Source organism: Marinobacter sp. M3C (assembly GCF_023311895.1).
Taxonomy (GTDB): domain Bacteria; phylum Pseudomonadota; class Gammaproteobacteria; order Pseudomonadales; family Oleiphilaceae; genus Marinobacter.
On sequence record NZ_CP092284.1, the window covers coordinates 2,884,378 to 2,902,876 of the forward strand.

The 18,499-nt window shown below is 57.1% G+C and carries 15 protein-coding genes; 10 read left to right on the forward strand and 5 right to left on the reverse strand.

From position 1 onward, the window contains the following. The first annotated feature begins 37 nt into the window (after positions 1-37). From MIH18_RS13580 to MIH18_RS13595, 4 genes are all read left to right on the forward strand, one after another. Entirely contained in the window at positions 38-1,273 is a 1,236-nt protein-coding gene (locus MIH18_RS13580) for a YbfB/YjiJ family MFS transporter (protein WP_249012612.1), read from the forward strand. 483 nt (positions 1,274-1,756) lie between these two features. Then, complete coding sequence (gene hrpB, locus MIH18_RS13585; protein ID WP_249012613.1) at positions 1,757-4,249, forward strand: ATP-dependent helicase HrpB; 2,493 nt, start codon at positions 1,757-1,759, stop codon at positions 4,247-4,249. 125 nt (positions 4,250-4,374) lie between these two features. Then, the gene (locus MIH18_RS13590; protein WP_249012614.1) at positions 4,375-5,193 is read left to right on the forward strand and encodes a hypothetical protein; all 819 of its coding nucleotides are present in this window, start codon (positions 4,375-4,377) and stop codon (positions 5,191-5,193) included. Positions 5,194-5,406: 213 nt separating this feature from the next. After that, positions 5,407-6,582: a type III PLP-dependent enzyme gene (locus tag MIH18_RS13595; RefSeq protein WP_249007025.1), complete on the forward strand. Its 1,176-nt coding sequence runs from the start codon at positions 5,407-5,409 to the stop codon at positions 6,580-6,582. Positions 6,583-6,679: 97 nt separating this feature from the next. Here MIH18_RS13595 and MIH18_RS13600 read toward each other — a convergent pair whose 3' ends face one another. From MIH18_RS13600 to MIH18_RS13615, 4 genes are all read right to left on the reverse strand, one after another. Next, the gene (locus MIH18_RS13600) at positions 6,680-7,888 is read right to left on the reverse strand and encodes an MFS transporter (RefSeq protein ID WP_249007026.1); all 1,209 of its coding nucleotides are present in this window, start codon (positions 7,886-7,888) and stop codon (positions 6,680-6,682) included. Then, a complete protein-coding gene (locus MIH18_RS13605; protein ID WP_249007027.1) occupies positions 7,878-8,273 on the reverse strand; it encodes an ectoine synthase in 396 nt (131 codons plus the stop codon). The genes MIH18_RS13600 and MIH18_RS13605 overlap by 11 nt, the downstream gene beginning before the upstream one ends. Before the next feature lie 85 nt (positions 8,274-8,358). Then, entirely contained in the window at positions 8,359-9,798 is a 1,440-nt protein-coding gene (locus MIH18_RS13610) for a GTPase/DUF3482 domain-containing protein (protein WP_249012615.1), read from the reverse strand. Beyond that, on the reverse strand, positions 9,795-11,246 hold the full coding sequence (locus tag MIH18_RS13615) for a DUF2868 domain-containing protein (protein WP_249012616.1): 1,452 nt from the start codon (positions 11,244-11,246) through the stop codon (positions 9,795-9,797). The genes MIH18_RS13610 and MIH18_RS13615 overlap by 4 nt, the downstream gene beginning before the upstream one ends. Positions 11,247-11,333: 87 nt before the next feature. On the opposite strand from MIH18_RS13615, the gene MIH18_RS13620 reads away from it, so the two are divergent. Next, entirely contained in the window at positions 11,334-11,693 is a 360-nt protein-coding gene (locus tag MIH18_RS13620; RefSeq protein ID WP_249007030.1) for a DUF6164 family protein, read from the forward strand. Between the two features lie 24 nt (positions 11,694-11,717). Here MIH18_RS13620 and MIH18_RS13625 read toward each other — a convergent pair whose 3' ends face one another. Then, positions 11,718-12,641, reverse strand: coding sequence for an alpha/beta hydrolase (locus MIH18_RS13625; RefSeq protein ID WP_249012617.1), 924 nt, complete (start codon positions 12,639-12,641; stop codon positions 11,718-11,720). Between the two features lie 209 nt (positions 12,642-12,850). On the opposite strand from MIH18_RS13625, the gene MIH18_RS13630 reads away from it, so the two are divergent. The 5 genes from MIH18_RS13630 to MIH18_RS13650 all read left to right on the forward strand — a co-directional run bounded on the left by MIH18_RS13630 (position 12,851) and on the right by MIH18_RS13650 (position 18,495). Continuing rightward, positions 12,851-14,260, forward strand: a complete 1,410-nt coding sequence (locus tag MIH18_RS13630; RefSeq protein ID WP_249012618.1) for a sigma 54-interacting transcriptional regulator — start codon at positions 12,851-12,853, stop codon at positions 14,258-14,260. Positions 14,261-14,461: 201 nt separating this feature from the next. After that, entirely contained in the window at positions 14,462-15,547 is a 1,086-nt protein-coding gene (locus tag MIH18_RS13635) for a TRAP transporter substrate-binding protein (RefSeq protein ID WP_249012619.1), read from the forward strand. 76 nt (positions 15,548-15,623) lie between these two features. Then, positions 15,624-16,241, forward strand: a complete 618-nt coding sequence (locus MIH18_RS13640; protein ID WP_249012620.1) for a TRAP transporter small permease subunit — start codon at positions 15,624-15,626, stop codon at positions 16,239-16,241. Positions 16,242-16,283: 42 nt separating this feature from the next. Further along, positions 16,284-17,654, forward strand: coding sequence for a TRAP transporter large permease subunit (locus MIH18_RS13645; RefSeq protein WP_249007035.1), 1,371 nt, complete (start codon positions 16,284-16,286; stop codon positions 17,652-17,654). Between the two features lie 61 nt (positions 17,655-17,715). Then, positions 17,716-18,495, forward strand: coding sequence for a 3-hydroxybutyrate dehydrogenase (locus tag MIH18_RS13650; protein WP_249012621.1), 780 nt, complete (start codon positions 17,716-17,718; stop codon positions 18,493-18,495). The last annotated feature ends 4 nt before the right edge of the window (positions 18,496-18,499 follow it).

The following is an 18,499-nucleotide window of genomic DNA, read 5'->3' on the forward strand; positions in this document are numbered from 1 at the left end:
CCTGCTTCAACGTTTTTTATAATCACAAGTAACTCACATGACTCAAAAAACGGCCCCTTCCGCGCTTCACTCGTCGCCGGCTACTCCTCGCGAACTTTTTACCGCACTGGCCGCCGGTGCGGTGCTTCTTCTAGTGGTGCACGCCCTTGGGCGCTTCATGTACACGCCACTTTTACCGTATTTGGTGAATGACGGCCTGTTTTCCGCGGCAGACGGTGCGGCCGTGGCCACCTGGAATTATATGGGCTATCTGATGGGTGCCGTACTGGCCATCCGCTGGCACCGCATTGACCATATTCGCCGTATTTTGCCGCTGGCCGTAGTGGTGCACATTGTCACCAGTTTGCTGGTGGCGGTTGAAACCGATCTGACGGCTATTTCCACGACCCGCTGGCTTAACGGCGTCGCCAATGGTGTGGTGTTTGTGCAGGCACCAGCGCTTATTCTGGAGTGGCTGGTGTTGCGTAACCGAGCAAGCCTTAGCGGGCTGGTGTATTTTGGCGTGGGTTTTGGCCTGCTGCTGTCCGCAGGTGTGGTCAGCGGCACAGCGGACTGGCTGGAAGGCCCGGAACGCTGGTGGCCGGCGGCTATTATCTCTGTTCCGCTGGCGGCCTGGGGCACCTGGAAGCTGATGCAGCTAGATGTGCCGATGCATCCACCGGTGGCTATCAACAATAGCGGTGAAGCTCTCAGCACCCGGCTGTTCGACCGTGCAAGTACGCCACTGTTCGTGGCTTACGCCGGCGCTGGCTTGGGTTATATTCTGCCGATGACGTTTCTGCCGCTGCTGGCCAATGTCGAGCTGCAACCGGGTCATTGGTTACAGGACGGCAGCTGGTTGCTGGTGGCGCTGTGCACCATTCCGGCACCGTGGATCTGGAACCGTCTGGGTGCGGTTATCGGCGATATTTTGGCGCTGAAGATTAACTTCGCCATTCAGTTGGCGGGTGTTCTCGCGGCGGTGGTGATTCCGGGTGCACTGGGGTTGATTCTATGTGCCATCCTGGTGGGCGTTACTTTCCTTGGTACGGTATTGCTGACCCAGCGCATTGGACGAGCACTGCATCCGCACCAGGGGCCACGCCTGTCTGCGGCGATGGTGGCCTTGTATGGCTTTACCCAAATGGTTGGCCCCTGGTTGACCAAACAGTGGCTGGATGCCGGTGGCACTCTGGCGTCGGCATTCGGTATAGGGGTAGGGGCGCTGGCATTTGGACTTGTGTTTCTGTTTTTCGTGCCGCGGCCTAATGAGTGGCATTCTCGTGCGGTGTGAGGTTTTTGCCGGTAGAGCGTAGCCTGTTGGTTGCGGTGGATTGATCGCGGCGGCGGGGAATGTTTTTTCTTGGAAATGGAACTCGCTGCGCTCAGACACCCATTTCCGGCGAAAAAAATTCCCCACCACCCCGCTCTATGTAACAAAGTCGATATCGTTATGGAAAAGACTAAAGTGGTTTTTGGCTCATAGCTCATAGTAATCGTTAGCGGCTGGTGATCAAGCCTACTGATTCAGGCAATTCTTTACCGAATTAACCGAAGTCTCGTCATGCTAAGCTTTCGGCTTATCACCGGGTTCCGCAGGGTGTGGGGGTGAATTTGAATTTTTGGCCGGACAAAGGTGTCTGAGCGCAGCGAGTTCTTTTCCGGCCTAAAATTCAAATTTGCTCCCGCGCCAACTCCCAATTCGGCAGACTAAGCCCAGCCCAGCCCAGCCCAGCCCAGCCCAGCGAACCGAACTCAACTAAAAAGCCGAAGCAACGTGCTCCCAATAGAACACATCCTCCCCCAGCTAAAACAAACCTTGGAAACCAATACCACTGCTTTGCTGCAGGCGCCACCGGGCGCTGGCAAAACCACCCGTGTGCCGCTGGCGTTGCTGGATGCACCCTGGCGTCAGGGGCGGCGGATTTTAATGTTGGAACCGCGGCGGCTGGCGGCTCGTTCGGCGGCGCGGTATATGGCCGGGCAGTTGGGAGAGCAAGCCGGGCAGACGGTGGGCTATCGCACGCGCCTGGATACCCGGGTGTCGGCGGCTACCGTGATTGAAGTGGTGACCGAGGGCATTCTTACCCGTTTGATTCAGAGCGACCCGCTGCTGGAAGACTATGCTGCGGTGCTGTTTGATGAGTTTCACGAGCGTTCGTTACAGGCCGACCTGGGGCTGGCTCTGGTGCGAGAATCCCAGCAGGTGCTGCGGGAGGACTTGAGGGTGTTGGTGATGTCGGCCACGCTGGATACGGCGCCCATTGCCCGTTTTCTGGGCGATGTACCGGTTCTGAGTAGCGAAGGGCGGGCGTTTCCAGTGGAAGTTTTGTATCGGCCTGCCGCGTCGCCGCAACGCCCGCCGCGTATGGTGGACCAAGTGACGGGGGTGGTGCTTGAGGCCTTGGCTCAGCAGCCGGGCTCGGTGCTGGTGTTTTTGCCTGGCGCGGGTGAAATCCGGAGGGTGGCGCAAGCACTGGCGGGGCAGGTGGCGTCGGATGTGGTGATTGCGCCATTGTTTGGCAATTTGCAGGCGGCGGAGCAGGATCGTGCGATTGCTCCGGCAGCTGAGGGCACCCGCAAGGTGGTGCTGGCCACGGCGATTGCCGAGACCAGTTTAACCATTGAAGGCGTGCGGGTGGTGGTTGATAGCGGTCAGCAGCGGCGGGCGGTGTTTGATCCCGGAAGTGGCATGACGCGGTTGGTGACAGGCCGTCTTTCAAAAGCGTCGGCAGAGCAACGTAAAGGCCGCGCCGGGCGAACCCATCCCGGGGTGTGCTATCGCCTGTGGAGCGAGTCTGAGCAGTATGGTCTGGCAGATTTTACCCCGCCGGAGATTCGCGAAGCGGATCTGGCGCCGCTGGTTTTGGAGTTGGCCCAGTGGGGCGCGCGGTCGCCCGATCAGCTGCAGTGGGTTGAGCCGCCGCCGGCGGCGCATTGGCAGCAGGCGGTTGAATTGCTGCAATTGCTGGATATGCTGGGCGAAGACTGCGCCATTACTAGCCACGGTAAGGCGGCGCGGGCACTGGGCGTTCACCCGCGGTTGGCGCACATGGTACTGCTGGGCCGTTCATTGGGGCTAGGTTCCTTGGCGTCAGAATTAGCGGCACTGCTGGAAGACCGGGATCTGCTGGGGCCGGGTGCTGGCGCCGACATGCACGAGCGCGTGCGGGTACTGCATGGTGAGCGTGGCCACGCACGGGTGGATCCGGCGCGCATTCAGGCGGTCCGAAAGCAGGCCAGGCGCCTGGAACCCGCAACGTCATCGGCACACCATGCCTCTTCGGTGGCGCCCACTGCGACAGAGGTGGGGCGTTTGCTGGCGCTGGCTTATCCGGACCGTATAGCCCGCCGCCGGCCCGGTGATGCGCCCCGTTACCAGCTTAGTAATGGAAAGGGTGCGCTGCTGCGCGACGACGATGCCCTGGCCCGTTACGACTGGCTGGTGGCGGCGGATCTGGACGGTAAGGCCCGCGAAGCGCAAATTTACCTGGCGGCGCCGGTGGATTTGGCGACTCTGGAAAGTGACCTTGCCGCGCACATTCAGCAACGTGACGAAGCCGAGTGGGATGATCGGCGCGGCACCGTGGTTGCGCGCCAGGTGCGCCGCTTGGGTGCCTTGCTGCTGGCCGAAAAACCGCTGGCGAAACCGCCTGCAGAACTGATGCAGCAGGGCTTACTGGCCGCGGTGCGGCGCAAAGGGCTGGATAGCTTGCCCTGGACCGCCGGCGCCAGGCAGTGGCAAGCGCGGGTCGAGCTGCTGGCATTGCATTTCCCCGAAGACTGGCCGGATGTCAGTGACACAGCGCTGATGGATTCGCTGGAGCACTGGCTGGCGCCCTACCTGATGGGCCTGAGCCGTTGGGCCGAACTGCAAAAGCTGAATGTGCACGGCGCACTGAACGGCTTGCTGAATTACGCCGAGCAGCAACGCCTGAACGAGTTGGCGCCGACTGCGTTGACGATTCCAACCGGTAGTTTGGTGACGCTTGATTACACCGCGGAAAACGGCCCGGTGCTGGCGGCCAAGTTGCAGGCGCTGTTTGGCTGGACGCGCACGCCCACCGTCGCCGGTGGTCAGGTGCCGGTGTTAATACACCTGTTATCGCCTGCTCAGCGGCCGCTGGCGGTCACGGCGGATCTGGCCAGCTTCTGGACCAATGTGTATCCACAGGTGCGCAAAGACACTCGTGGGCGCTACCCCAAACATCCTTGGCCGGAAGATCCGCTGACCGCCGTGGCTCAGCAGGGCGTGAAACGTAAAGCTTAGCGCTTGATCGCATTTGGTTATTTGCTGGCCGACCAGCCTGAGCGTCAAATTACCTATACTGATAGTGCTTGCCAGCGGGTAAAAAACGCTTAAAATTCGAGCACTCCAACCTGTGTGAAACCCTCATGCACTGTGTCTCGTTTGATATTTTCCGCACTCTTGGTTTTCCCGATACCACCGTACTCAAGCCGGATCAGTTTTTGCGCCATAAAGAATTGCTGCGCGACGCAGACTGGGTACTGTTTCCGGAGTATTGGCAGCTGAACGCTCTGGTGCATGGCCTGAAATGTCGGGTGTTTCCCAGTATTGCCAGCTACCGCATTGGCCACGACAAGGTGGAAATGACCCGGGCGTTTCAGGCTGTTGCACCTCAGCACACGCCTTGGACGTTGATTGCCGCCAATGGCCCACAGGAGCGCGAACAGATATGGCAGGACATGGCCTTGCCCTTTGTCGCCAAGCTGCCAAAAGCGAGCATGGGCGAAGGTGTGTGGCTGATTGAAAACGGGGCCGATTGGCAGCGCTACTGCGACCGTACCGACGTGCTCTATGCCCAGGAATATCTTCCCTTGGAGCGAGACGCGCGGGTGGTGATAGTGGGCGACAAAGTCGTCACCGCGTACTGGCGCACTCAGGCGGACCAGGGTTTTTACAACAACGTGGCTCGCGGCGGGCGTATCGATTACAGTCCGGTGCCGGCGGTGGTGACTGATCTGGCCCTACGCTTGGCGCGGGAGCTGGAGGTAGACCACGCCGGGTTTGATATTGCGCTGGTGGAAGGTTACCCCTTTGTACTGGAATTCAATCGCCTGTTTGGTAATCAGGGTTTGGGTCAGGGCACTGATTTGCAGGACGCGATATTGGCGTACCTGCACCAGTGCAACGAGCCCCGTAACCCGGAAGAGCCGATGATGCCCGATCCGGTATGGCCAGTGGCGGTTTAAATCTTACTGGGGTCCTGCTGGCCGGCGCTTGCAGCGGCTGGCATTTTGACTATCTTGTACAACAGTGCGATTCTCGCAGGGTCTGTTTTATGTGTAGATATGCTGATATGCGGACCTTAAAAAAAGCCCGATGATCGCGCTAATCAACGGGCTCTGCCGCCAAGGCGCAGAGCCTTTTTTCTACTGAATACCCTGTGGAGGGACACACCACCCATGACCGAGTTATCCAACGCCCGTATTACCGACTACTACACCGAAAGCACGTTCAACCGCATTCGGCAGTTTGCCGAAGGTAAAGAAACACCGTTTGTAGTGATTGATACCGCCACTATCGATTATCACTATGACGAACTGGTTGAGGGTTTCCCTTATGCACAGGTTTATTACGCGGTAAAAGCCAATCCGGCTCCGCAGGTACTGACTCTGCTGCGCGATAAAGGTGCCAGCTTTGACATCGCTTCGGTGTACGAGCTGGAACAGGTAATGGCGCTGGGTGTGACTGCTGAACGCATCAGTTTTGGCAATACCATCAAAAAAGCCAAAGATGTACGCACATTTTACGAGAAAGGCGTGCGCATGTTTGCCACCGATTCGGAAGCGGATCTGCGCAATATTGCCGAGGCTGCACCGGGCTCAAAAATCTACGTGCGGATTTTGACTGAAGGCACGTTAACCGCCGACTGGCCGTTGTCCCGTAAATTTGGCTGCCAGCAAGATATGGCCATGGACCTGCTGATTCTGGCTCGTGACCTGGGTCTGGTACCCTACGGTGTGTCGTTCCACGTGGGCTCGCAGCAGCGTGAAATTGGCGCCTGGGATGCAGCGCTGGGCACAGTAAAGGTGATTTTCGAGCGTTTGAAGGAAGAAGACGGTATTGAACTGAAAATGATCAATATGGGGGGTGGTTTCCCTGCCAATTACATTACCCGCGCCAATGACGTGAAAGTGTACGCAGAGGAAATTGGTCGTTTTCTGCGCGAAGACTTTGGCGACGAATTGCCGGAGATTATTATTGAGCCGGGCCGTTCGCTGATTTCTAACGCCGGTGTACTGGTGAGCGAGGTGGTGTTGATTTCCCGGAAATCCAGCACTGCCATGCACCGCTGGGTGTATACAGACGTGGGCAAGTTTTCCGGACTGATTGAAACTCTGGACGAGGCTATCAAGTTTCCGATCTGGACTGAAAAAGACGGCGAAGGTGAAGATTGCGTGATTGCCGGGCCAACTTGCGACAGTGCCGATATCATGTATGAAGACCACAAGTATCCGCTGCCGCTGAGTCTGGCGATTGGTGACCGGATGTACTGGTTCTCGACCGGCGCCTACACCACCACCTACAGCGCGGTGGGGTTCAACGGCTTTCCGCCGCTGAAAGATTACTACATTTAAAGACGGGTGATTCAGTCGGGCAAGAACAGCTGCCCGGCTGACAGATTTCAGACGACAAGGTCGCATTACAAAAACGGGGCCAGACAGGCCCCGTTTTTTATGAGCTGCGCTCCAGCTTCAGGTTGAACGCGATGGGCAGTACCAGAACGCCGTAGGCGATCATCACCCAGAAGGCGTGGCGGATGTCGCCACTGGCGTCTGACACCAAACCGCCGATCATTGGCACCACAAAGGCCACGGTGTAGCCCACCAGAAAGTTACCTGCTGACAGGCGCCCGGTTTCGGCCGAGGATACCAACAATGGCGGCACGGCCACCATCAAGATCAGCAGAAGCCCGGCGGTGAAACTCATAAACGTAGCACTCAGAATGCCGAGCCAGCCCGGCATTAGCACAGCGCCGCCAGCCCCTAGCAGGCTCAGAATCAACATCAGTATCAGAGGGCTTTTGCGCCCCACCCAAAAACGCGCCATTTTCAGCATTAGAATAGACGCTATCACTTGCGCAAAGTTGTACCAGAATAGGGCATCGGTCAGCTGGTCCAGTTCACCGCGCTGCTCCAGCAGGTTGCTCATATACGCGTTGAAACCGAAAAACAACGAGCTGGATACGCCCAGCAGCAGGCCAATCCGCAGCGTCAGCGGATTACTCCAATCTGGCAGCCAGGCCACTTTGCGGGTGGGCCGAGCCAGATCGCGCTTGGGCAAAAACAGCGCTGCCGCCACCAGCAGAGCGGGCAGCGACCAGGCAATCAAGGTGGCGCGCCAGCTCTCGCCTACCAGCGGCATAACCACCGGTAGGGTTATCCCTGCGCCGATGAATTCACCCATCAGCATGCCGTTCATGTAAATTGCCGCGCCCATGGCCATATGGTGGGGTGCCAGCCAACGCGGCAGCAGCGCCGGCAGTGCCGGTTGCATCATGGCAATACCCAAGCCCATAACGGCACCTGCAACCATTAATAAAGTGGTGTCCGGCGCCAGGCCACGGGCGGCAGAGCCTATGGTCATGATTAGAATGGCCAGCGCCAGGGTATTGCGCGGGCCGATGCGGGAAATAGCCAGGGAACCGGGCATGGCGCCGATGGCCAGCATCAGAATAGGTAAGGTAGTCAATGCGCCGGTCAGAGTTTGCGACAGCGACAGTTCGTCGGCAATGTACGGTGCTAAAGGTGGCGCAACCAGAATGGGTATGCGCAGGTAGGCACCGGCCAGCCAAAGTAAAACCGCCACCGGAAGCAGGGTAACTGCCGGTGGCGGTAAGGTGCTGCTGTGTTCAACAGCAGCGGGTGTCGAGTTAGTCTTCACTGGTATCCGGCAGGTAGGCACCGTCTTCGTCGTGTACTTCTTGTCCGGTGACCGGCGGGTTGAAGGCGCAGATCAGGCGCATGTCTTCGGTTCCACCAAACAGGATGTGCTTGTCGTGCTTGTCTAAAGCGTAAAGTGTGCCATCAGTAATTTTGTGGTTTTCACCGGTGGCAACGTCGGTGATGGAACCATTGCCAGCTACGCAATAAACCGCTTCCAGGTGATGCTTGTACCAGAATGTGTGTTCGGAGCCGGCTTTGATGATGGTTTCATGGAATGAGAAGCCCATACCGTCTTTTTTTAGCAGCAAACGACGGCTGGTCCATTGCTGGGCGCTGACTTCGCGTTCGGTGCCAATAATGTCCTTAACTCGTACAATTTTCATTAGTATTCCTCACGTTAGAGTAGCGCGGCCGGGTACTTATCGGAGCGCGCTGTTATGGAATAGCCCTATAGTATAAACACCCCTGTCATATACTTTTCAACTCCCAGTCGTTGTATGCCTTCATAGCGTGGATAATCACCTGCCCCAGTTTGTGCTGATCACTAGAGTCTGCGGCCTTACCTTTGCGGGCTTTTTCCAGAGCCCGATGCAAGATGTTGCGATCCGGTTTTGACAAGCCTTCCAGCCAGTGGCTGTCGGTGGTACCAAGCGCGAGCGGCGCCCGGCCAGCATGGTTTCGGTGGCTTACATGCCACCAGTGATTCAGCGCCCTGCCCAACACCACGTAGCCAAACTGGGTGTCTGGCACCGGGCCGAAGCTGGCGGTTTTTACACCGTCGCGCAGGGGGCCTATCTTCAGTGTAGGCAATGGTAGGCGGTCGCCGTAAAAATAACTGCCAGCGGCGCCGATTATGCCGCCGATCAGGGCTCCGGTGCCAAATGACGCACCTAATGTTAGGGCATCAATACCAATACCCCCGATAGCACCAGCACCGAAACCGGCCCCCGCCAGGTAGCCTTTGTTCACGCCCCAGAGCTGGCGACTGTCTTCGGAAAACAGGTCGTGTTCACTTTGCCATTCCAGCTCGGCTTCCTGGCGCTGCAGCTGGCCGTGTTGATAAAGCTGCTGGATATCGCCTCGCAGTTGCTGTTCACGCTGGCGCTGATGCTGATACCAGTTCTTGCGAAGCTCGGAGGCAAGGGCGTCTTTGTTCTGGCTGGAGGCACTGGCAGCCAGATCTTCCGCCAAACTGCGGCTGTGGCGGTAACCCATCATCTGCTGCAGGGTTTGCGCAATCAGCGTGGCGGCGTGTTGCCTGCGTTGCTGGCGCTGCCGGTCCAGAAATCCGGTCGCGGTTTCCAGGGGGTTTTCCCAGGCGGGTTCAAGCTGGCCAAAAGCTTTTAAAAGGCTTAGATGTTGCTCGAACGGTGCGCGAACTGCATCGAACTTGCGTACAACCTGAAAGAATTGCCCCAGTGCAGCCTGCCAGGTGTCGCCGTAGTCTTCGTCACCAATGCTGTTGATCAGTGCCAGGCTGGGGCGCCCGGTCCAGCGTAATATGGTCATCTCTGCTTCGTGTTGCGGGCTGTATGGGACCGAACCGTCCACCACGTAAATAATGCCGGCGCCCTCGATTAATGGCGCCAACAGTTCGCATTCGTCGCTGAATTGCGGATTACCGCGATGCTGGGTAACAAACGCGGCTACCGTGGCAGCTCGGTCTGAGGCAGAAACGCTGTGGGCTTCCAGCCACTCCAGTACCCGTCGCGGGCGTTGAAAGCCCGGGGTGTCCACCAAGGTGTAAAGCACTTGGCCGTCTACCTGTAACGGGTAGGCGTGGCTGCGGCGGGTGGTGCCAGGTTCCAGGGCAATGGCGATGGCGTCATTTTGAGACAGCGTCGCCACGATCGAGGATTTGCCTTTGTTAGGGTGGCCCACCACTGCAAATACCGGAGCCTGGCTCATGAGGGCGACAATCCTGTGCTAATAGCGATATCTCCGACTGTAACAAAACCTGGCGGGCAGCGTTCTGCAAAACGTAACCAAGGTTGTAGCTGGCGGTCTGTAGCAGTTGTGGGTGGCTCCCGGGTTTCGGCCGCTAATGGCAGCAAATAAACTCGGCTGCCGGCAGGCCAGCTCTGGCGCGCGCTGGTCAAAAAGTCCAGCAGCTCTCCCGTGGGCGGCTCCCAGCTACTCACCAGCATAAGGGCGGTGACTGCATCGCTGTTGACAGACAGCTGGGCAATTGCCTGCTGATCTTGGCTGAGGCTGGCCAGGCCGCCAACATTGAGCGCCGGGCCTGGGCAAATAGCGGCCAGAGCCGCAGGCAGTGTTTGTTTGTCAGTGACGGTGCCCGCGCCGGCCCAGCTCAGCAGCAGAGCTTTTTCCGGAAGCGGCTGCAACAGGGTATTGTGCCGCGTGTCGGGCAGGTCGTTTGCGTCATTATGTCCGGCGCCGGTATCCAGCACCGGTGTTGCCATGCGTTCGCGCAGGGCGTTCAGCCCCGGGTGGCGCAGCAACAATTTGCGCGCACGCCAATGCACCAGTGCGCTTGCTAACAGGCGCAGCAGCAGGCGTGGCAACACAACCCATACCAACCACAGCATGCTGATAAACGGCCACCACTGGCCCCAGCGTGCCGGTGTGAGCAAGGTGTTTGTGCCGGCGCGAAAAAACCGGGTGGCTTCCACCAGTGCCAGATCTGGTACCGCAGCTGGCCACAACCATGCCCAAGGGGTAGCCAGGGCGCTGGTAAGTTGGTGATAACCGCTGGCGGCGGTATTCAGGGTGGTGCTCCAACCGAACGCCAGGTCTTGAATCACCACCATCGCTAATAGGGTCAGTAAAGCCGTCACCGCAAAACTGAGCCCGCCGCCCTGGGCAGCCCGCGCCATAAGAGCGGGCTGCAGTGGCTGCAAGGCCGGGCGGGGAGCAGGCATAAAGCGGTTCAGCAGTGGTCGCCAGGGTTGCCAGCCCATCACCGACTGCAGGCTGGTCAGCAGCGCCAACAGTAGTTGCAGAGCCACAAAACCAATAATCACGGTAACGTTAATGCGCTGGCCACCGTCGTAAAACAATAGGCCGGCCATGGTAATAATGCCCAGCACCGCGCCTAGCGCTATAAAGCCGTTGTTGATCCGCTGCCAGCGTTGCTCTGTGGATTGGCCGGCGCTTGCAAATTGCTCGCGGCTGTTGTCAAAACGCCCTAGCCAGGCCAGCCAGTGTGCTGGGTCACTTGGGCTGTTATGCTCTTCGCAATTCAGCGCAAACCTGCGGTCGCGACGATGCATAAAGTCTGATGCTTGCTGACCGTCCCGCTGAATCTGGGCGTCGAAATCCATTAACAGGCGAAGAGGCTGTTTGGTGATGGACGTCTTGGTCATTGACGGTTTTGCCGCTGACTGCTTTACCATGGAATAACCCGTTGGTGAATTCGGCGCTTCCTGCTTTGGTGCTAGGATATAGCCAAGGCCTCCATCGACCAACCCCAACGAGGTTCCATGCCCCACCATTTGATGAATTTACGTCACGTGCCCGACGACGAAGCAGACGACATTCGTGATCTGTTCGAGCACGAACACGTTCGTTATTACGAAACGCCGCCCAGTTTTTGGGGCATCAGTATGGGCGGTTTCTGGGTGCACGATGACGACGAAGCCGAGCGGGCGCGACAATTACTTGCAGGCTACCAGCGACAACGCCAAAGCCAGCAGCAGTTGGAATGGCAGCAACGTGTTGCACGTGGCGAAGCCGGCTATGGCAGTATGCTGCGGCGACACCCACTGCGCATGCTGGTAGCCATTATTGCGTTAGGGGTGATTGTAGGCGTTAGCTTGCTGCCCTACCTGCGAATGGGCTAATGCTTAATAGAGAGGTTGAACACGTTATTGGCTGGCTCTGGGCATCTGCTGGCGCGTTAAAAAACGCAGACCCTGTTCTACCGCATTGCCCCCGGTTAGAAAGCTGGTGATGTGGCCACGCAAATGCAGCTTTAGCAAGCCGCTGCTGACGCCGTTGGCCAATAAAGCCTGATGAAAACTTTCAGCCTGGGAAAACGGTACCAGTGAATCCATGCCGCCGTGGAACAGAAAAAACGGGGGTGTTTGCGGGGTTATGTGAGTGATGGGCGAAGCAATGCGATAGGTTTCAGGTATTTGCTGTTTGTCGGCACCCAGAAACTGAAACAGCAACTTGCCCGAATCAAAGCTGGTCAAGTCCGCCGGTATGCCGCCGGCGACCACCGCTTGAAGCCGCGTGTTTGGGCCGCCGTAAGGCTGATTAAGATTGCTGTCACTGCTCGCAACCACAGCCAGTAGCGCAATCAGGTGCGCACCGGATGAAAACCCGAAACCGCTGACCCGCTGGGTATCCAGACCGTAGAGCGAGCCATTAGTGGCCAGCCACTGACGGGCCACCTGCAGGTCATGCAACTGGGCGGGAAAAGTGAATTCGGGGGCAAACCGGTAAGCAATATTGAACACCGCAAAGCCGTGGCCGGCGAGTTCTTCAGCAATCCAAACCATATCCGCTGGCGAACGGCTGTTCCAACCGCCCCCGTGAACCATCAATACCACCGGGCTAAGGCCACTTTGTTGGGGCAAATATAAATCGCCGCTTAACGCCTGAGGCCAGTTTTCGGGGGTGTATACCAAACCTTCCACCACGTCATATTCGGTGGTTTTCGGCTCTGGTCCGATCAGGTTTTCCGCGCCGGAGTAATGGCTACAGCCTGGCAGTGAAGCCAGTGCCGTTAGCAGGAAAATGGATGCACCCAGTATTTTTCCGGGATAACTGGCGGCGTGAGGCATGGCGTAAAAACTCCTTTCCGTAAAATAGTCAATCTGGTGCGAGCTATGGCCCGATACTTTGTTTAATACGTTATTTCAGTGTAATAGGCCATTGTGCAGGCACCATCGGGTCAGTTTGCTCCCCGCGAAAGGCGGCCATATAATCCTTCAGTGCATTTGGCACCCGAGTTTTCACCACGCACGACACGAACCCCGGCGGTACCTGCTCAATGACACAACCGTTTAAAGGCAAGAACAAAAGCGGTCTGACGAGAGAGCTGATAGAAGCCCTGATTCCGATGTTTGAACAAGCCAGCGCTGGCGTGATTGCCATTGACCGACGCGCCCGTATTACCTGGATCAACAGCAGTTATTCCAAGCTTATGGGCCTGGGTGATCCAGCCAGTGCGGTTGGCCGCCCGGTGCGGCAGTTGATTCCTCATACGCGCATGCCTGAAGTGCTGGAGTCCGGAAAGCCGTTGTTGCTGGATATTATGGAGCACCAAAAACAGCAGCTGGTGGTGACGCGCTTGCCATTTTTTGACGATGCCGACGAGATTGTTGGTGTGATTGCCTTTGTGCTTTACGACGATCTTCAGCCACTGACACCTCTGGTCAGCAAGTACCGTCGCTTACATCAAGATTTGGCCGCCGCACGCAAGGCGCTGGCTCAAAATGCCCGAACTACCCGCTACAGCCTAGGTGATTTTGTCGGCGCCAGCCCGGGTGCGCTGGAGGTGAAACGTCGTGCCCGCCTGGCCGCGGGGCGCGAAATGCCGGTATTGTTGCTGGGCGAAACCGGCACCGGCAAGGAGGTTCTGGCCCAGGCGATTCACGCCGCCTCTGACCGCGCCGGGAAACCGTTTGTAGGCGTTAACGTAGCGGCCATTCCCGATAATCTACTGGAGGCCGAGTTTTTTGGTGTAGCACCCGGGGCCTTTACAGGCGCCGATCGCAAGCTGCGTGAAGGCAAGTTCCAGCACGCCGACGGTGGCACTCTTTTTCTGGACGAAGTAGGTGATATGCCGCTGGCATTGCAAGCCAAGCTGTTGCGAGCCTTGCAGGAGGGGGAAGTAGAGCCGTTGGGCTCAAACAAGGTCAGCTCTATAGACGTTCGCGTGATCGCCGCAACGAGCCGTGATCTTGTCGCCATGATTGCCGAAGGCGCCTTCCGATCGGATCTTTACTACCGTTTAAACGTGTTCGAAATTCCGATTCCACCATTGCGCCATCGGCTAGCAGACCTCGGCGTATTGTGTGAAGCGTTGTTGGAAGATATCTGCCGCGGTCAGGAACACCAGAGCGAAATGACGGATGCTGCTCTTGGCGTGTTGGCGGGCTACGACTGGCCTGGCAATATCCGCGAATTGCGTAACGTACTGGAGCGTGCACTGACCATGGGCGAAGCGGGTGTTCTGGATGCGGTAGCGATCGGCAAGATGCTGCCGCGCAGCGTAATGCCCGTGGCGGCACACCTGGCCGCGCAGCCTGTACAGCCCTTGGCACAGACATTGGCCGCCGCCGAAGCCCGCGCTATTGAACAGGCGCTCGTGGCAAGCGCGGGCAACCGCAGTAAAGCGGCACGACTTCTGGGCATTTCCCGCTCCGTGCTGTACGACAAGTTGGGCAAGATGTCCTGAATTCCAGACGCATGTATGGTTATCCGAACAACTACGTACAAGAAATCCTTAAAACTGTTGTTTTTTTCGGACACTTTAAGTATCTGTTTGTCTAAATAAATAGTAACATATTGAATAATATGATTTTTATTTATCTGGCACGGGGAGTGCTAAAGCGGCTTGGCACGAAGAATAAAAGACAAAAATAAAAGGAATCTGAGTATGTCTATCAAGCAAAAGCTGTCTTCCCTCAGTTATGGTGTTGCTGTCGCGGCCGTTATTTCTGGCTCACTGGTCAGTAGTCAGGCTCTGGCCGCCGAAAAAGTGCGTTGGCAGGTGCCTTTGGCGTTTCCATCCCATCTGATCGGCCTGACCACGCCGGTGAAGTACCTGTCGGAAACCCTCAAAGAAGTCACCAGTGGTGATGTCCAGTTGCGCTACTACGAGCCCGGCGAGCTGGTACCGCCGTTTGAAATCATGGACGCCGTTAGCAACGGCAAGTACCCCGCCGGTTATACCTGGGTTGGCTACGACCAGGGCACCATTCCGGCCCTGCCGTTATATTCCGGTGCACCTTTTAACATGGAGCCGCCTGCTTATCTGGCTTGGTACTACCAGGGCGACGGCCGCGAACTGCTGGAAGAAATCTACGCCGAGCGCAACATTCACCCCATGCTGTGCAGCATCATCGGGCCTGAAGGCGCCGGCTGGTTTGCCAAGCCGATTGAATCTCTGGAAGACTTCGACGGCCTGAAAATCCGCTTTGCCGGTATCGGTGGTAAGGTTCTGGAAAAGCTGGGCGCCTCGGTGACCATGGTTCCTGGTGGCGAGATCTACCAAGCTCTAGAGCGTAAGATTATTGATGCTTCGGAATTTTCCCAGCCGGCCATCGACAAGATGCTAGGCCTGGACCAGGTGATCAAGAATTACATCATGCCTGGCTGGCACCAGACTCTGACCACGTCGCATCTGTTGGTGAATATGGACACCTGGAAAGGTCTAAAGCCGGAAACCCGCGCGCTGATCGAAATGGGTTGTCGTTCGGCTACCCTTACCGGCTTTGCCGAAAGCGAATGGGCACAACCGACCGCCTTGCGTGATTACCAAAAAGAAGGCGTAAACGCCATCACTCTGCCAGAGCCCGTCCTGCGCGAGTTGCAAAAAGTGACCAATGAAGTACTGGATGAAATTGCTGCGGGAGACGACATGTTTAACCGTGTGCTAACCAGTCAACGTAACTTCATGGAACACCACTCCATCTGGCACAACAAGGGCTACCTGGCCCGTGATTTCTATAATTACGACTGAGCTCCAGGTGTAAACCGGCGGGCAACAACATGGTTGCCCGCCGCTCTGTTCTGACTCTGCAAACACCGAGGTGACCGTGACGCAACCCAATGTACCCGGGGAAGCTGAATCAGCCCTGCCTATTAATAAGGAATTACCTTTCAATGCCCTGTCTGTCCGTCTGGATAGGCTGGTAGTGGCGGTTGGCCGGCTGGCTTCCTACCTCTGGCTGGTGGTAATGGGCGTTATTCTAACCAGCGTGTTTTCGCGCTATGTGTTGGCGCAAGGCTCCATTGCGCTGGAAGAAATGTCCTGGCACCTGTTTGGCGCCGCTACCATGCTCACCCTGGGTTACGCCGCCGTGCGTAATGATCACGTTCGGGTAGACGTATTACACGAACATTTTTCACTGCGCACCCAGGCCTGGATTGACCTGTTAGGCATTGTGCTACTGGCGCTTCCAATTCTGTATCTGATGATACACACGATGGTGCCCACGGCATGGACAGCCTGGGTCTATCAGGAGCGCTCGCAGGCGCCCAGCGGCCTGCCTTATCGTTTTATATTCAAAAGCATTTTACCCCTCGGAATCGCGTTGGTGATGATCGCGCTGTTTTCCCGCGCCTTGCGTTGCAGCACATTGCTGTTTGGTTTTCCGCGGGCGACCGCATTGCCAGACGCAGATCGCGCCAGCCCGGGCCATTCCAGCCCCTGATTTCAAAGCCTGATCCCGGCCCCTAATTCAAGAGTCTCGATTATGAGTGTGGACGTTGTTCTGGTTATCGCCATGTTTGCCAGTTTTATGGGGCTTTTGCTACTGGGGTTCCCGGTGGCCTGGTCACTGGCTGGCACTGGTCTAATATTTGGCATTGTTGGCCATGTACTTGTGACCTATTTTGATTCGCCGTTGTGGTTTACCTGGCAGGGCACTATTGGCGTTCTGGACGCTCGCATATACGGCATTGTGGCCAATGAGTTAATGGTGGCGCTGCCGTTGTTTATATTCATGGGCATTATGCTTGACCGGTCTGGTATTGCTGAACGGCTGATGCACAGCTTGGTGAAAGTATTGGGTCCGTTACGCGGTGGTTACGCCATCACGGTGGTTATTGTAGGTGTGCTGCTGGCGGCGTCGACCGGCATTGTCGGCGCTTCGGTGGTGTTGCTAGGTATGTTGTCACTGGGCCCAATGATGCAGGCCAACTACAACAAATCGCTGGCGGTAGGCACTGTCTGTTCCGTCGGTACGCTGGGCATTCTGATGCCACCGAGCATCATGCTGGTGCTGATGGCTGACCGCCTGGGCACCTCTGAGGCGTCGGTTGGCAAGCTGTTTATGGGCGCGCTGATTCCCGGCGTGATGCTGGCCGGGATGTATATTTTGTACATCCTGATTATCTCGTTTGTAAAAAAAGACATGGCACCGGCGCCGGCCAACCGCGAACCACTCACTCCCCGGGCTCTGCTGGATGTGGCAAAAGCAGTGCTACCACCGATGACCCTGATTCTTGCAGTGTTAGGCTCGATCTTTGCTGGCATTGCCACCACCACCGAAGCTTCGGCCGTGGGCGCCGGCGGCGCCATGCTGATGGCCTTTGTCAGCAAACGCCTGGACATGGCTACCCTGAAAGATTCGCTGTACCAGACCAGTCGTACCTCGGCGTTTATCTTCGGCATCTTTATCGGTGCGACTGTGTTTGCATCGGTACTGCGTGGTTTGGGCGGCGATGAAGTGATCGAAGGCGCCATAACCGGTTTGCCGTTTGGGACCACCGGGGTGCTGCTAACGGTTCTGTTTGTGACCTTCCTGCTGGGTTTCTTCCTCGACTGGGTAGAAATTACCCTGATCATTCTGCCGCTGGTTGCGCCGGTATTGTTCAAGATGGGCGTCGATCCTGTGTGGTTTGCCATCCTGTTCGCCCTGTGTTTGCAAACTTCGTTCCTGACGCCGCCGGTGGGCTTCTCTCTGTTTTATATCAAAGGCGTATGTCCGCCCGAAATCACCACTCGCGACATCTATCTGGGTGTATTGCCCTTTATTTTCCTGCAACTATTGGCTATAGCTTTGGTGTTCTGGTTTGAGCCGTTGGCAACCTGGTTGCCCAACGAAGTGTATGGTGGGCCTTGAGCCGCGCCGGTTATGTTTCGATACCTTGCGTCGATAACTTTCATCTAAAGGAGGAAGCTCCATGCGCCTGCACAATCGCATTGCTCTGATTACCGGTGCTGGCCGTGGTATTGGCCGCGCCATCGCTGAACACTATGCCCGCGAAGGCGCCCGAGTAGCTGTGGCTGATCTTGATTACGACACGGCACAGGAAGTGGCTGAGATCATTAACAGCGCTGGTGGAAGCGCGATGGCACTGGCCATGGATGTCACCGACGAACAGGCGGTGGAACAGGGTGTAAACTCTGTGGTGGAAGCTTGGGGTGGCTTGGACATTGTGCTGGCCAACGCCGGCATACAACACATTGCGCCACTGGATCAGCTGAGCTTTAATGATTGGCGTCGGGTGATGAGTGTGCATCTGGACGGCGCTTTTCTGCTGACCCGGTCAGCCCTGCAAGCCATGTACGCCAAAGGTGGCGGTACAATCCTGTATATGGGCTCGGTACACTCGTTGGAGGCGTCACCGCTGAAAGCGCCTTATGTAGCGGCCAAACACGGCATGCTTGGGCTGTGCCGCGCGGTGGCCAAAGAAGGCGCTGAACACGGTGTGCGCAGTAATATTATTTGCCCCGGCTTTGTGCGCACGCCGTTGGTAGACAAGCAGATTCCTGAGCAAGCGCAGGCGTTGGGCATATCCAAAGAAGACGTAATCTCTAAAGTGATGTTGAAAAACACCGTAGACGGAGAATTCACCACGCTGGCGGACGTGTCTGAGCTTGCAGTGCATCTGGCGGCTTTCCCGTCAGCAGCGCTCACGGGGCAATCTATTGTGGTCAGCCACGGCTGGCATATGCAGTAAGAAA

Coding starts and splice junctions, on each gene's coding strand:
- MIH18_RS13590 (WP_249012614.1), top strand. CDS start 4,375: ATGCACTGTGTCTCGTTTGATATTTTCCGCACTCTTGGTTTTCCCGAT.
- MIH18_RS13635 (WP_249012619.1), top strand. CDS start 14,462: ATGTCTATCAAGCAAAAGCTGTCTTCCCTCAGTTATGGTGTTGCTGTC.
- MIH18_RS13630 (WP_249012618.1), top strand. CDS start 12,851: ATGACACAACCGTTTAAAGGCAAGAACAAAAGCGGTCTGACGAGAGAG.
- MIH18_RS13645 (WP_249007035.1), top strand. CDS start 16,284: ATGAGTGTGGACGTTGTTCTGGTTATCGCCATGTTTGCCAGTTTTATG.
- MIH18_RS13615 (WP_249012616.1), bottom strand. CDS start 11,246: ATGGTAAAGCAGTCAGCGGCAAAACCGTCAATGACCAAGACGTCCATC.
- MIH18_RS13595 (WP_249007025.1), top strand. CDS start 5,407: ATGACCGAGTTATCCAACGCCCGTATTACCGACTACTACACCGAAAGC.
- MIH18_RS13650 (WP_249012621.1), top strand. CDS start 17,716: ATGCGCCTGCACAATCGCATTGCTCTGATTACCGGTGCTGGCCGTGGT.
- MIH18_RS13605 (WP_249007027.1), bottom strand. CDS start 8,273: ATGAAAATTGTACGAGTTAAGGACATTATTGGCACCGAACGCGAAGTC.
- MIH18_RS13620 (WP_249007030.1), top strand. CDS start 11,334: ATGCCCCACCATTTGATGAATTTACGTCACGTGCCCGACGACGAAGCA.
- MIH18_RS13610 (WP_249012615.1), bottom strand. CDS start 9,798: ATGAGCCAGGCTCCGGTATTTGCAGTGGTGGGCCACCCTAACAAAGGC.
- MIH18_RS13580 (WP_249012612.1), top strand. CDS start 38: ATGACTCAAAAAACGGCCCCTTCCGCGCTTCACTCGTCGCCGGCTACT.
- MIH18_RS13625 (WP_249012617.1), bottom strand. CDS start 12,641: ATGCCTCACGCCGCCAGTTATCCCGGAAAAATACTGGGTGCATCCATT.